At 54.4% G+C, this 15,134-nt stretch carries 11 protein-coding genes; 2 read left to right on the top strand and 9 right to left on the bottom strand.

Annotated features, from left to right (window positions below; all coding sequences use genetic code 11):
- Window positions 1-17: 17 nt before the first annotated feature.
- The 5 genes from mreD to ACTUJZ_RS12415 form a co-directional block, all read right to left on the bottom strand.
- A complete protein-coding gene (mreD, locus tag ACTUJZ_RS12435) occupies window positions 18-500 on the bottom strand; it encodes a rod shape-determining protein MreD (protein WP_463636649.1) in 483 nt (160 codons plus the stop codon).
- Window positions 501-504: 4 nt separating this feature from the next.
- On the bottom strand, window positions 505-1,380 hold the full coding sequence (mreC, locus tag ACTUJZ_RS12430) for a rod shape-determining protein MreC (protein ID WP_463636648.1): 876 nt from the start codon (window positions 1,378-1,380) through the stop codon (window positions 505-507).
- A 39-nt stretch (window positions 1,381-1,419) separates the two neighbouring features.
- Entirely contained in the window at window positions 1,420-2,463 is a 1,044-nt protein-coding gene (locus ACTUJZ_RS12425) for a rod shape-determining protein (protein ID WP_018984381.1), read from the bottom strand.
- A 223-nt stretch (window positions 2,464-2,686) separates the two neighbouring features.
- Window positions 2,687-3,184: a hypothetical protein gene (locus ACTUJZ_RS12420; protein WP_463636647.1), complete on the bottom strand. Its 498-nt coding sequence runs from the start codon at window positions 3,182-3,184 to the stop codon at window positions 2,687-2,689.
- A gap of 73 nt (window positions 3,185-3,257) precedes the next feature.
- A complete protein-coding gene (locus ACTUJZ_RS12415) occupies window positions 3,258-3,812 on the bottom strand; it encodes a histidine phosphatase family protein (RefSeq protein ID WP_463636646.1) in 555 nt (184 codons plus the stop codon).
- 21 nt (window positions 3,813-3,833) lie between these two features.
- Here ACTUJZ_RS12415 and ACTUJZ_RS12410 point away from each other — a divergent pair, with 21 nt between their 5' ends.
- Window positions 3,834-4,412: a DapH/DapD/GlmU-related protein gene (locus ACTUJZ_RS12410; protein ID WP_463636645.1), complete on the top strand. Its 579-nt coding sequence runs from the start codon at window positions 3,834-3,836 to the stop codon at window positions 4,410-4,412.
- On the opposite strand, the gene ACTUJZ_RS12405 is transcribed toward ACTUJZ_RS12410, so the two are convergent.
- The 4 genes from ACTUJZ_RS12405 to ACTUJZ_RS12390 form a co-directional block, all read right to left on the bottom strand.
- Window positions 4,346-6,241 carry an acyltransferase family protein gene (locus ACTUJZ_RS12405; RefSeq protein WP_463636644.1) on the bottom strand — a complete coding sequence of 632 codons (1,896 nt, stop codon included), beginning with the start codon at window positions 6,239-6,241 and terminating at the stop codon, window positions 4,346-4,348. The two genes, ACTUJZ_RS12410 and ACTUJZ_RS12405, sit on opposite strands and share 67 nt — an antisense overlap.
- 117 nt (window positions 6,242-6,358) lie before the next feature.
- Window positions 6,359-7,669, bottom strand: a complete 1,311-nt coding sequence (locus tag ACTUJZ_RS12400) for an MFS transporter (protein ID WP_463636643.1) — start codon at window positions 7,667-7,669, stop codon at window positions 6,359-6,361.
- Between the two features lie 56 nt (window positions 7,670-7,725).
- On the bottom strand, window positions 7,726-10,275 hold the full coding sequence (locus tag ACTUJZ_RS12395; RefSeq protein WP_463636642.1) for a glycoside hydrolase family 3 protein: 2,550 nt from the start codon (window positions 10,273-10,275) through the stop codon (window positions 7,726-7,728).
- Window positions 10,272-11,519 (bottom strand): sugar MFS transporter, encoded by a 1,248-nt coding sequence (locus ACTUJZ_RS12390; RefSeq protein ID WP_463636641.1) that lies wholly within the window; start codon window positions 11,517-11,519, stop codon window positions 10,272-10,274. Before ACTUJZ_RS12390 ends, ACTUJZ_RS12395 begins: the two co-directional genes overlap by 4 nt.
- A 593-nt stretch (window positions 11,520-12,112) precedes the next feature.
- Between ACTUJZ_RS12390 and ACTUJZ_RS12385 the strand changes: the two genes are divergently transcribed.
- Complete coding sequence (locus ACTUJZ_RS12385) at window positions 12,113-15,070, top strand: TonB-dependent receptor (RefSeq protein ID WP_463636640.1); 2,958 nt, start codon at window positions 12,113-12,115, stop codon at window positions 15,068-15,070.
- Window positions 15,071-15,134 lie beyond the last annotated feature (64 nt).

Below are 15,134 nucleotides of genomic sequence, written 5' to 3'. Positions count from 1 at the left end.
CAGCCAACAGCCTCCTTTTAGGTGACACTCAGCTGCCGGCGAACTTTACGCAGCAGCCAAAAAATCCATGGCCACAATATCATTGAGCTTAGCACGGGCCACAGATAGGCGAATTGAAACGGTATATCGGTTAACAGGTGCTGCAGCCAGAATAACACCAGATGGTACAGCGAGCTAAGCAAACCAATGATGATGGCTTGCTGCCACACCGAATAATTGCGCAGGCGCTGGTAGTTAGCCGCCAGCACATACACCGAAGCACTCAGGGCAAAGCTGTGGATCCCCAGCGCAGTGCCCAGCAGGATATCCATGGCCAGGCCGGTTAAAAAGGCCACCCCTACATTGACCCGATGCGGTAGCGCCATGGTCCAGTAGGCCAGCACAATCAGCACCCAGTCGGGCCGGTAAGTATCGGCCTGGATCGGTAACGGCATAATTTGCAATACCAGCGCCACCAGCAAGGTGGCCGCGATTACATAAAAACGGGCGTGAAACAGCATCGGATTATTCTCCTGCCACCGGCTCTGCAGCCGTATTGTCGGGCACCGGCGCGGGAGCCTGTTCATCCGGCCACAGCAACAACAGGTACTTTAAGCGGTCCAGGCGGGCCAGCGGCTGCGCTGTGACGGTGGCAAAGGGCCGGCTTTCATCGCGCACCACCGACGATACCCGGGCCACCGGGTAGCCTTCAGGAAATACTTCGCCGAGCCCCGAAGAAATCAGCATATCGCCCTCTTTAACATCCACACTGTGCGGCACATGTTCCAACAGCAATTCATCCAGCGCCCCGTTGCCGGTGGCAATAAAACGAATATTGTTGCGCAGTGAGCGCACCGGAATGGCATGGGTGACATCGGATATCAGCACCACCCGGCTATTGGTGGTGCCTACTTCCATCACCTGACCCACAATACCGCGATCATCAAGCACCGACTGGGATAAAAACACGCCGTCGATGGCACCTTTGTTGATCACAATTTGCTGGCTGAAGGGGTTGTTGTCCACCGCCATCAGCTCGGCCACCATTTTGTGCATTTGCGGCTCGGTGGGCACATCCAGTAGTTTGCGCAGCTGCGCATTTTCAGCCTGCAGCACATCAAAGCGCTGCAGCTGTTCGCTCATACGCAGATTCTGATTGGTCAGGCGGGCATTGTCGGAGAGTAATGCCTGATGCGAGGTCAGCCGTTGGGCACTTTCGGTCAGCAGTACCTTGGGCAGATTGGCCAGGTATTGCAGCGGGCTCATCAACGAGTTCAGATAAACCCGGGTCGATTGAAAGGCATCTAATTTATGGTCGGCAAAGATCAACAAAACCGACAGGGCTAAAGCAAGCGCCAGTCGGTTGTTCAGCGAAGGACCGCGGGTAAATATGGTATCCATAATAAGATACAGGCGGCTCGAAGCCGCCTGTTACACTGCTTATTCGTAAGTGAACAGGTCGCCGCCGTGCAGGTCAATCATGTCGAATGCCTTACCACCGCCACGCGCCACACAGGTCAGCGGATCATCTGCAATCACCACCGGGATGCCGGTTTCTTCCATCAGCAGGCGGTCCAGATCTTTAAGCAACGCGCCACCACCGGTTAACACCATCCCACGCTCAGAAATATCTGAAGCCAGTTCTGGCGGCGATTGTTCCAGTGCCACCATGACTGCCGATACAATGCCGGTCAGCGGTTCCTGCAAGGCTTCTAAAATCTCATTGGAATTGAGGGTAAAACCACGCGGTACCCCTTCAGCCAGGTTACGGCCGCGTACTTCAATCTCGCGCACTTCTTCACCCGGGTAGGCGGCACCGATTTCATGCTTGATACGCTCCGCAGTGGCCTCACCAATCAGTGAACCAAAATTGCGGCGTACATAGTTGATAATGGCTTCGTCAAATTTGTCACCACCGATGCGAACTGATGATGAATAGACCACGCCGTTTAACGAGATGATGGCCACTTCGGTGGTACCACCACCGATATCCACCACCATAGAGCCGGTAGCTTCAGAGACCGGCAGGCCGGCACCAATCGCCGCCGCCATGGGTTCATCAATCAGATACACTTCACGGGCACCGGCGCCCAGCGCCGACTCGCGAATGGCGCGGCGTTCAACCTGGGTAGAACCACATGGCACACACACCAGCACACGGGGGCTGGGGCGTAAAAAATTATTATCGTGGACTTGTTTGATAAAATGCTGGAGCATTTTTTCGGTCACAAAGAAGTCGGCAATCACACCGTCTTTCATCGGCCGGATTGCGCGGATATTGCCTGGCGTTCGCCCCAACATCCGTTTGGCTTCCGCCCCAACCGCCGCCACACTTTTGGGGCCGCCGGCACGTTCCTGACGAATAGCAACAACAGAAGGTTCATTTAACACGATGCCCTGATCTTTCACATAGATCAGCGTATTTGCTGTTCCGAGGTCGATGGACAAATCGTTGGAAAACATGCCTCGAAGCTTTTTAAACATGAAAAGTTCATTCCTGTAACTGTGGGCTGAGCGCGTGGGTGAGGTGAGGATCGACGCGCCAGCGAAGAAGCCGATAACTGTCGGCACACTTTAACAACGGGGTGTGTTTTGAGCAAGTCAAAGACACCGCTCATTTTAGTCATTTTCCCACATTTGTGCAGATTGTCAGGCTAGTAACAACTTACCTTCATAACCGCTGACTATTATTCGTCCAGACGGTTTATCAACCATGCTCCACCGTGCCGCGACGGATAAAATAATCAAAGCGATCGCCGGTACTGGTGGAAAACCGGCAGCGTGCATCCAGCGCCTCACCGTTTTCCACCGGCCCGCGGATAAAATGCCCGCGCACCCGAAAGCCATCCACCTGCATCGGCACATTAAGCAACATCTGCCACAACTGATCGCAGCCATCGCGCTGAGCAGGCACCCTGGGCATACCATAGCGGGCCATGGCTACCGGACGCCGGTCAACCTCTTTGCCAGCCTGATTATAGTGGATAAGCATAATACGTGGCGGCTGCTCTTCGGCTTTCCATTGCCAGTGGGCATGGGTGGCGCTGCTATGCATTTTATCGGCCAGTGCGCGCAGCTGGGTCCGGCTGACATTGGGCTCGGCATCGTGAAAATAGGCGATCACAGCGCCCAGGCTGGCGGCAAATAGCAGCACAATCAGCCCGTTGACCAAGGCGCGGCCGCGCTGGGGTGACAATCCCTTCATCAGTCTTAGTATCCTGAGTATTCAGTTATTTATTGCAGGTATAGTTTGCTATCGGCGGCAACCGATAAAATGTTTAGCTTAATCGAAAACGACTCACGCCCCAATAAGTGTAGGCCTGTTCTACAGCCTGCCAGCCTTGCTGACGCAAATAGCGGGCAATAAAGCGATTAGTCAGCGCATGACCAAACACTACTACCTGCTGATGCTGCTCTGCCCGGGCGATTACCGCCTGGGCGCCCTCACGAATGCGCCGCCGCGCCTGACCAAATGACTCAAATGGCCCGCGCCGGCCGCATAGCCAGTAAAACCGGTTTACGTACACCCAGGTCCAGGCATTTAGCCGCCCTGGCATGCGATAGCGTGGAATAGCCATTTCGTTAAGTAGCGCCAGCGCTTCATCAGCCGGCTGGCCCAGATAACGTTGAGCCGAGTGCCGGGCCCGGGGCAAGGCGCTGCTCAGGCTATAGTGCCGGCTCAAGTCACGCTGGCACAGAGGGTGACTGGCCGGATGCACGCCAGAGCGGTCATAGGCCCGGACCCAGCGGGCGAATCCACTGCTGGAGACACGGCCGTTGTGCTCAGAAGCAGGCCGGCCATGGCGGATCAGCACGATTTCCTTATAATTCATTTTTTAATCATAACAGAGGCGATGATGTACCATAATCAATCCGGCCTGCCGCCGCAACTGGCCCGCCGCCACGGTGCGGTCGGTTATTATCGCCAGCGTCTGGCCAGCGCCGAACAAACAGCAAGCTATACCGAACTTGAAGCACAGCTGGCCGCAGCTCCGGCCGGCCAGCGCACGCGCGTCTATAACAGCTTATTCACGCCACCGCCCATGGCGTTTATCGAAGCCGATTTTTACTGCCAGACCCCGGCTGCAGCGCAGCTCGGCCAGGGGGTGTTTATAAATCACAATGTGGTGTTACTGGGCACATTGCCGCTGACTATTGGTGCACGCAGCCTGATTGGCCCGGGCTGTATTATCACCAGCAGCCACTGGGCACAGCCGGCTCCGGTGGTCATCGGCGAAGATGTATGGCTGGGGGCCAATGTGTTGATATTACCAGGCAGCTGCATTGGCGATGGCTGTATTGTGGGCGCTGGCAGCACGGTCAGCGGAGAGCTGGCCGCGCAAAGCCGGCTGGTCAATGGCCGCCGTTATTCACCCAGCGCGGCAGCCGGAATAAGTTCGATTAATTGCTGTGCGCCCACCAGCGACGGATGATTATCATCAAAATACAGCGCCTGGTGCTGCTGGACCACCTGGCAATTCAGGCGGTTACAAAACGCCTCGGTAGGATCGATAAAAATCACATTATCCGGATACTGGGCTTGGGCAAAATGCGCTAGGATAGTGGCATTGCGCCGAGCATAATAGTCACGGGTGGTGCCGGTCACCTGTTCCAGCGAGTCGCCTCGGGCAAAAGCACGCGCCACCAGCGTACTGGCTGGCGCGGCCAGCTCTGGCACCGGTTTGATGACCACCACCTGCTCTTTATGCGCAGCCAGCAACCAGATTACCGCATCCAGTGCGCTAACGATCCGTTGGGTGCGTTCGGCATCAGGTTGATGGTCCAGTTGCGGATAGCTGGGGCCATGATCGCCATATAATGTCCAGGAATAGCGGTGCCCAATCAATACCCGCTCAATGGTAGTGTCAGCCACAATCTGTTCAACCGCTTCTTTGTACCACCGGGTACAGCGGCTGGTGCCATCGGCCTGCAATAACGAAGGCGGGCAGCCGGAAAAGCTGTAATGCCTGACCCCCTGCCCTGCCGGCGCCAAACGCTCGGCCAATGCATAAGCCAGTTCTACCAGATGGCTGTCGCCTAACACCGCCCAGGTCGCCGGGCGCTGATGATAAAGACAGGCTTGTTGCGGTGGCTGGTAACTGTCGATGTGACATTCATCACGGCGCGGGCTGGCTTCAATCGAGCTCAGCAAATTCAGCGTGCTGAGCGCAAACCGACCAGGCACTCCATTCTGGCCCATGATACCCAAGCCCATTATCAGTACCAGCGCGCCGGCCCAAACCGGTTTGGCCCGCCAGCACTGGCGCCACTGGCTGACTCGCTGCCAGCGGATGGACTCCACCAGCCGATAACTGACCCAGCCACACAGCAAAGATAAGGCCATGCCCAGCGGCCACCAGTGCAGCAGATCATAGCGGTAACCCACCACCACCCACGGCCAGTGCCACAAATAAATGGAATAAGACCAGCGGCCCAGCGCCTGGCTGGCCGGATTGTTGGTCAACCAGCTATCTTGACGCGCGGCTACCAGCACCAGGGCGGTGCCGGCTACCGGCAGAATGGCCCAGCTCCCTGGCCAGGGCACGGTTTCATCCACCACGGCATAGGCCAGGGCGATGGCGGCCAGACCCAACCAGTTGGCAGCCTGGGCGGTGCCATTACCTAGTTTAAGCGGGAATAGCCAGACCAGTCCACCGGCCAGTAATTGCCAGGCCCGGGCGGGCAGTAAAAAATAACTGGCACTGGGCCACATGGCTGCGGTTATCAGGCTGTAGCCGAGCAATGCCACGGTGAGGAGCAGCAATGCCTGCGGCAGGCGGGCAACGCCCAGCCAGCGCACCAGCGCCATGATGAGCAGCGGATAGAGCAGATAAAATTGCCATTCCACCGCCAGCGACCAGGTGTGCAGCAGAATTTTTTGGTGGGAGGCGGCATCAAAATAGCCGGCTTCGGCCCAATATACGATGTTTGAAACAAAGCCGATACTGGCTGCCACATGTTTACCCAGCTGCGCAAATTCGTCCGGCCATAGCCCAAACCAGCCGGCCAGCAGCACAGCCAGGCATAACACAGCCAGGGCCGGCACGATGCGGTTGGCTCGCGCCATATAAAAACGCAACAAGCCAAATTTGTTATCTTTGACGCCGCTAACAATGATACTGGTCATCAGGTAGCCGGAGATAACAAAAAACACATCTACACCGGCAAAGCCGCCGGGTAAGGTGGCGGGTAAAAAATGAAATACCACCACTGCAATCACCGCAATGGCGCGAAGCCCATTGATATCGTATCGAAAATTCACGAATGTTGCCGCCGCTGACTTCCTGCGCGGCGTACTTCCGCCCACGCACATTAACCCTGTAACACCAATACAGTGCAGCTCTGCGGCTGGTTCAATCTACCCGGGTGCGGTGAATGGTCAGTCTGGCTGTGCTGGTGCCTTTGTTGGTTCTGGCGCAGGTAGCTGGATATTGCGCCCTACCCGGGTTCCTAAGGCGGCCTGGGCCAGGCTGACAGCAACACAAATCCACAGTGCCAGGGTCCATTGGCCTAACGCATCATACAAGGCCCCTAGGATAAATGGCCCGCTGGCCGCCACGCAATAGCCCAGGGTTTGGGCGGCACTGGATAATGATGCGGCCTGTCCGGCATTGTGGGCGCGCAAGCCCAAAAACGACAATGCCAAAATAAAATTGGCGCCGATGCCAAAACCCAGCAGGGCTGCCCAGCCATAGGCGCCGGCCGGCCATAGCAGCATACCGGCAAAGCCAAGCAGATTAACCAGGGTCATACTGGCTGACAGCGCGCGCTGGTCGCGCAAGCGGGCCATGGCCGGCACAATCACCAGGCCGGGCAGCGCCCCTGAAAACTGAAACACACCATGAATTGAGCCGGCATCGGCAGCGCTAAAGCCAGCCTGGCTGACCATGGCCGGTAACCAGCTGACCACCGAATAATACAAAAATGAATTGCAGGCAAAAAAGCCGCAGACCTGCCAGGTCAGCCAAAAGCGAAATATATTTTGGCCCGGGCTGTGGCTGGCAGCGTGTTCACTACCCACCGGCCGGGCCCGCAACTGGCTGAGCCACACCAGCGCCGAGACCACCGGCATGACCAGCATGGCCCCCAGTGCGAACTGCCAACTACCGCTATCGCCCTCGGCCAGCGGGATCACCAGCGCCGACCACACGGCTGCCATGATCCCCATGGCCAGTACATAGGCCGAGGTTAACAGCGCAATATGATTGGGAAAGCGGGCTTTAACCACCCCGGGTAACAGCACATTGCCGGCCGCGATACCGGCGCCGATAAACACCGTGCCGGTGAACAGTAAGCCCAGCCCGGCTAATGAACGCAAGGCAATGCCAGCGCCAATTATAACCAGGGCTGCCAGTAACAAGCGCTCCATGCCCCAGCGGCGCGACAACGCGGGTATCCACGGCGACACCACCATAAACACCAGCAACGGCAAGGTGATTAGCAAGCCCGACACACTGGCACTGATCGCCAGACTTTGCTGTAACTGGGTGAGCAGTGGTGCCACACCGGTAAATGGCGCGCGCAGATTAGCGGCCACCAGCAGGATGGCGAAAAACAAAAATACCGGAAAAGCATGCCGCGTGGCGGCAGAAGCGCGGGTAGTCATAAACAGATAACGGGCCAGTAAGTCAGGCGCTGTATTGTACGGAACTGAGCCAGACTTGCATCTGCTATCTTGGCGAGTGGTCACACGCACGGTCCGCGCATAAAAAAAGCCCCGCTGGCGCGGGGCTTTGTCTATCACTCTTAGTTGGCGGCGCAAGCCGGCGGGTTATCCACCTGCGGCTCTAAGCGCACATCTGAGATCTTCAGGCTAACTGCCTCACTGGCTGTTAAACCAAACACCGAGAACACCTCGTTAAATGCTGCGCCGGCCTGGGTCAGACAGCTGGTAGGAATGACCACAGTTTGCCAGTCGGTGGTCGCGGAAGCGTAATCGGCCAGTGCCACCTGCCCCTGACAATCGCCACCGCACTTCACGCCTACACTTAATGGCGCAGCACTGCTGGCTAATTGCACATCCATCACCAGCGCCGCATCGTCGCCCACATAGTCACGCAGATCTTCAGGGAACTGCGCAGCAAAGCGCACGCTGGCTGACTGATTAAACTCGATGGCCAGGGTGTCTTCCTGCACATTACGGTCTGTGGTGCGTACCGCTACCGCGTCAGTGGTCAGCGTGTTGCTGGTCATTACCGTAGTACCGGCGGCATCCTGCACTTCTAAATGCCAGGGCTTTTGAATATTGCGCACAAAAATATCGTGCGGCAATACCAGGCTGGCATCGGCGCCGGCAGCTTCTGACAAGTCTTCGCTGATGGGATCTTCGTCACCATAGGCCAGGCCATAGCCATAGGCAAACTGTGCAGTCTGGCCATCACCTTTATTGACTGTCTGGGTCGGCGTGGCCGGCCATGAGAAGGACAACTTACCCTGCATCGGATACTCAACATTACCGTCGCTGTCAGTAAACAGCACATCAGCCACACCCTGACCTTCAGAGCCAGGCAACCAGGCCACCACAAAGGCATCACTGGCATTGATTTCGGGGTTAGTCCACAGCGGACGGCCAGTAATAAATACCGAAACCACCGGGATCCCCTGCTCTTGCAAAGATTTCAGCAGCGCCAGGTCGGTCTTATCGCCACGCTGATATTCCAGGTTCGACAAATCACCGTTGCCCTCGGCATACGGGTTTTCACCAAACACGACAATGGCCACATCCGGTTTTTGTTCAAAGCTGCCATCTTCTGATAACACAGCCTGGCCGCCGGCCTCACTTACCGCCTGTTCGATGCCTTCAAAAATAGAGGTCGCGCCAGGAAAATCACTGTTTTGGTTACCGGTACCCTGCCAGGTAATGGTCCAGCCACCGGATTGCTTGCCAATATTGTGCGCAGCATCACCGGCCACCAGTACTTTGCTGTCAGGTGCCAGCGGTAACAGATTGTCCTGGTTTTTCAGCATTACCAATGATTTACGCACAGCTTCGCGGGCAATCTCACGATGCTCTGGCGCACCAATAAGCTCGGCTTTGGCGGACAAGGCACGCTTGGCTGGCGACGGCAAATCAAACAGGCCTACCCGCTGTTTTACACGCAGCACGCGACGCACAGCGTCGTTCAGGCGTTCCATTGGGATCTCACCGCTTTTAACCTGAGCCACGGTATTTTCAAACAATGGCTTCCAGGCACCGGTGGGCACCATGTATACATCCAGGCCAGCATTGATGGCCTGCGGGCAGCTTTCATTGGTACAGCCGGCAATCTGGCCATGGCCATTCCAGTCGCCAACCACAAAGCCGTCAAAGCCCATTTTTTCTTTTAACACATTGGTCAGGAGATATTTGCTGCCATGAATTTTTTTGCCGTGCCAGCTGTTAAACGACGCCATCACTGACTGGGCACCGGCATTTAGGCCATGCACATAGCCCTGGGCATGAATGCGATACAGGGTTTCTTCATCAGCCAGATTATTGCCCTGGTCGTCACCGCCGTCGGTGCCGCCATCGCCAACAAAATGTTTTACGGTGCTGATCACATGCTTATCATCGATATTGCCATCGCTGATATCGCCTTGCAGGCCGGTCACAATGGCGCGAGCATAATCGCCTACAATGGCCGGATCTTCAGAATAAGATTCATAGGTACGGCCCCAGCGGTCATCGCGGGCGGTGGCCACAGTCGGGGCAAAAATCCAGTCAATACCGGTGGCCCGCACTTCTTTGGCGGTGGCCGCCGCAATGCGTTCCACCACTTCAGGATCGTGCATGGCGCCTAAGCCGATATTGTGCGGGAACAGGGTCGCGCCAATCACATTGTTATGACCGTGCACGGCATCAGTGCCCCACATGGTCGGAATGGTACTGCCATCCAGTGAGTCATCCACCGAAGCCTGATACATTTTCTCAGCCAGCTCTACCCAGTCTTCCATGGTGGCCTGCTTGTTGCCATTGGGGAACGAACCGCCACCGTTAAGGTAAGAGCCAAAGCCGTATTTGCGCATGTCTTCGACGGTCACATCACGGATTTCCGGCTGCATGATCTGGGCAACTTTTTGCTCCAGGGTCATCTCGGCCAGCAGCGCATCCACCCGTTTTTCTACAGCATCATCATTGGCTGTGGCCTGCTTAATCCGCGGCCAGAAATCCGGCACACTGGCATCGGCGGCCGGCGGCAGGCTGCGCGTCTGCTCGGCGCTTTCCGTGTTCGCAGTATCAGCTTCATTTTGCTGACACCCGGCCACCAACAGCGCTGCGGTAAGCACGCTAAGGGAATGTTTTAACATCGGCTTCATGAATGTTTCTCCTTGCTTTGTACCGGCACCGAGCCAATCACGCCATAATAGGCAATGTACAAATAACAAATCACCGGCAATAAGAACGAAAGCTGCAGGCCGAATGCATCAGCCAGGGCCCCCTGAACCAGTGGCACAATGGCACCACCAACAATGGCCAGACACAGCATGCCCGAACCCTGGGCTGCCTGGCTGCCCAACCCTTTCAGCGCCAGGCTGAAGATGGTTGGGAACATGATTGAGTTACATAGGCCAACCGCCAGGATGGTCCACATGGCCACCGGGCCGCTGCTGGTCACCGACAAAACTATTAGCGCACAAGATGCAAAACTGTTGAACGCCAGCAATTTGCCCGGATCCACTTTTTGCATGATCACCGCACCGATAAAGCGACCAACCATGGCGCCGCCCCAGTAATACGCAATGTATTTGGAAGCTTGCGCTTCGGTCATACCCATCACGCTGGTTAAGCCTAAATAATTAACCAAAAAGCTGCCGATGGCGACTTCTGCACCCACATAGGTAAACAGACCAATGACCCCTAAGGCCAGATGACGGTGTTTTAATACCGAGCTGTCGGTGGATGTGGCCAGATCTACATCATCTTCGCGCGGCTTGGGCATGGCAATTTTTACCATGACAACCGCCATCACCAGCAAGACTGCGGCTAAGGAAAGATAAGGCAGAACGACCGAATCCGCGCGCACCTGGCTTTCCATACCTTCATGAGAAGAAAACAGCAACATGCCACCAACAATTGGCGCCACCGTGGTACCTAAAGAATTAAAACCCTGAGTCATGGTCAGTCGGCTGGAAGCGGTATCCGGGTCACCCATCACCGTTACCAGCGGGTTGGCTGCCACCTGCAAAATCGTCACCCCTGAGGCCAGTACAAATAAGGAGGTTAAAAACATCCAGTATTGGGTCATGTAGGCAGAAGGAATAAACATCACACACCCTACCGCGGCGGTTAACAGCCCAACTGCGATGCCTTTTTGGTAGCCGATTCGGCCAACCAGTCTACCGGCCGGTAACGACACCAGAAAATAAGCCCCAAAAAAACAGAACTGGACCAGCATCGCCTTGGTATAGCTTAGTGAAAACAGCGATTTAAGATGCGGAATGAGAATATCATTCATGGCGGTGATAAAGCCCCACATGAAAAACAGTGAGGTCAGCGCCCACAAGGCAAATTGCGAGGTTGAGGGCTGTTCTGCGTTAACAGCCTGCGCCGGTTGACTCATAGAATGGCACCTATAAAAGGGTAAAAAAAACTGACTTGGCAATCACTTACAAAGTTTTAACCAAATCAGGATACGATTTACTTGTTAATAGCTTGTTGGGCAGTATAGAGCGGCAACAACAAAATGCAAGCGCTTACATTTTAAATTTTACAGGCTGACAACGGCCTGCAACTGGGTTTGGCACTGCCTATCTATAAATAATTTTGTATTTATTTGGGGCTTTTGCTGTTTGTTTTCTATACTGTTTCGCAGCCCGCCGGGATTGGCTATATGCCGTTTTCGGTGGTGCATTCTTGATGATAATTTACACAAACGTTAAAAAATGCAACTGGTGATTTTTTGATTAACAAGTTAAAAACACTTGCATTACAAGTTCGATATTCGTACATTACGCTGAAAGCGCTTACAGGAAGTTTCCGACTATTTGTAAGCGCTTTCTTTTACCCGTATCCGCAACAATTTGTACCGAGCATGATGATGTTGTCTTGTCACTCTCGATTACATAGAACACGGAACCGGTAAGCGGTTGCATCAGCCCAACTTTTGTAAGCGCTTACACCATGCGGATGTCGATAATTAGGCTGGGGAAATACATGAAACCAACAACATTTAACAAAACACGCCTGGCGACCTGCTTGTCGCTGGCGATGAGTGCTGTTCTGTCTCAGCAAGTGCTGGCACAGGAAGCTCAGACAGACGAACAGGAAATGCAGGCCGGTAACTTTGAAGTTATCGAAGTGAGTGGCATCCGTGAGAGTCTGACTAAATCGATGCTGACCAAAAAAGCCGCTTCCGGTGTGGTCGATGCAATCTCCGCTGAAGATATCGGTAAATTTCCGGACACTAACTTAGCGGAATCATTACAACGTATTACTGGTGTGGCCATCGACCGTTCAAACGGTGAAGGTAGCCGCATTACTGTGCGTGGCTTTGGCCCGGACTATAACCTGGTGACCCTGAATGGTCGTCAGATGCCGGCTGCTAATATCGAAGCCACCAGCGCCTCTTCTTCACGTTCTTTTGATTTTGCCAACCTGGCTTCTGAAGGTGTGTCGGCGGTTGAAGTGTATAAAACTAGCCTGGCCTCACAACCTACCGGTGGTATCGGTTCAACAGTTAACCTGGTCACTGCCAAGCCTCTGAGCAACCCTGGTGTTAAAGCCAGCGTGGGTGTTAAAGGCGTGATTGATAACTCTACCGAAACCGGTGACAGCATTACACCAGAAGTGTCGGGTATCTACAGCCAAACCTTTGCCGATGACACCTTTGGTGTGCAAATCATCGGTTCTTACCAGGAGCGTGACAGCGGTGCTGCTGTGGCTGAAACCGGTAACGGCTGGTACACCATCCGCGGAGATGGCGGTGACTGGGGTTCATTACCTCGCGATGGCAGCTTCACTAATATTCCCGGTGAAAACGACCTGTATGCGGTACCACGTAACCTGGCGTACAACTTTGATGAAATTCGCCGGACCCGGACTAATGGTCAGCTGACCTTGCAATACCGCCCGATGGACGACCTGACAGCTACCCTGGATTACACTTATTCAGAGCTGGAAACGCACACCATGCGTCAGCAGCTGTCGACCTGGTTTAATGGCGTACCAGCATTTGGTGAATACACTGAAGGCACTAACCAGCCAGGTTCTATCATGGGCCCTGTTATTTATGCTGACGCTACCTGCTGTGATGTAGGCTTAGGCACCAGTGATTACACGGTTACCAACGAAAATAAATCATTAGGTTTCAACCTCGAGTGGATCGCCACCGATAATCTGACCCTGGAACTGGATTATCACCATTCAACTGCCGAAGCCGGTCCTGAGAACGATTTAGGTTCTAACAACGTGATCAGTGCGGTTCAGTTCGACCGTGTGTTGACTGAAGTGGATTATTCACAAGACCTGCCGGTGATGGATATATCTTACGCCGATGGCGTAAGTGGTTTGGATCCGGCACGCATGATGACCTCGGGTACCTCTTTCCGTAACAGCTTCATGAAGTCGGAAATCGACCAGGTTCAATTCCGCGGTAACTACTACTTGGATGAAGGCATCGTCACCAGCATCGACTTCGGCTTGTCTGCCATCGAAGTGCAGAACCGTTCAGCGTACTCTGTAGCGCAGCGTGATACCTGGGGTGGTTACGGCTCACCGGAAGATTATCCAGATGATATCTTCCTGCAACAAGACCTGCCAGGCCGCTTTGACGATACCCTGGGTAGCAACGGCGCCGATATGGAACCGTTCTATTATGCCTCTAACATGGGCGATCTGATTGATGCTATCTCTTCAATTGCTGCCGCCAATGGCGAGACCATCAGCCCGTGCGGTACGGTATTGTGTATGGATCCTAACTTCCAGACTGACCGTCGGGTAACAGAAGAACAGTGGGCTGCTTATGCGCAAGCCAATATGCAGTTTGATATCGGTAATATGCCAGCCTGGTTATCTGTGGGCTTACGCTATGAAGATACCACCGTTGACTCTACTGCTCAGGTGCCTGATATCTCGTACCTGCGTTGGGATGGTGCCAACGAATTTGGTCTGGTCCCAGGTGAATTTACATTTACCAGCTTAGATGGCGGCTATGATCACTTCCTGCCTTCTGTCGACTTCAAACTGGAAGTGGTAGAAGACTGGTTTGTACGAGCGTCTTATAGCAAAACTATTACCCGTCCTGGTTATGGCGACATCCAGGGTGGTCTGACGGTGAACCAGCTGGCTCGCTTCAACGGTGGTACTGGCCAGGCCGGTAACCCGAACCTGGAGCCGTTCGAGTCGACTAACATCGATATCTCTACCGAGTTCTATTATGGTGAAGGCAGCTATGTGGCCATCGGCTACTTCGATAAAAAAGTAGATAATTTTATCGGTACCACCACCTACACAGATACCCTGTTTGATATCGCAACGCCTATCGGCGGTCCACGTTATGAAGAAGCACTGGCTGCAGTAGGTCCTGAGCTAGGCGACATCCGTCAGTACTTTGTTGACCAGGGCTATGTGAATGACGCTGGCGAAGTAGTCGGTATTGATGGCGAAGATCCGCTGTTACCAATCACTATTACGCAGCCGGTGAACTCGGATTCCAGCCGCTCAGTAGACGGCATGGAGTTTGCGGTACAGCATCTGTTTGGCGACAGCGGCTTTGGTACGGTAATCAACTACACCATGGTTGATGGCGATGTTGAATACGACAACTACAGCACAGACACCCAGTTTGTTCTGTTGGGCTTGTCAGATACTGCCAATGCTGTGTTGTTCTACGAGATGGATAACTGGGAAGTGCGTGCTGCATGGAACTGGCGGGATGAGTTCCTGGCGGCCACCGTCGATGGCAACGGCAACCAGAACCCTACCTACGTAGAAGCCTATGACCAAATTGACGTGAATGTGCGTTATCAGGTTAACGAGCAACTGGAAGTATTTGTTGAAGGCATCAATGTGACCGGTGAATACCAGCGCGCACGCGCCCGTCACCCGAACATGGTGGTCAACATTGCTGACCAGGAGCCGCGTTACAACATTGGTCTGCGTTACGCATTCTAATCACGCATAAGCATGTTACTATGGCCCTGTTGAGTTTTTCAGCAGGGCCTTTTAAGTAACGCTT

The sequence above is a fragment of the Alteromonas sp. WD8-37 genome, from assembly GCF_055326825.1.
This window is presented reverse-complemented; position numbering and strand designations above follow the sequence as displayed.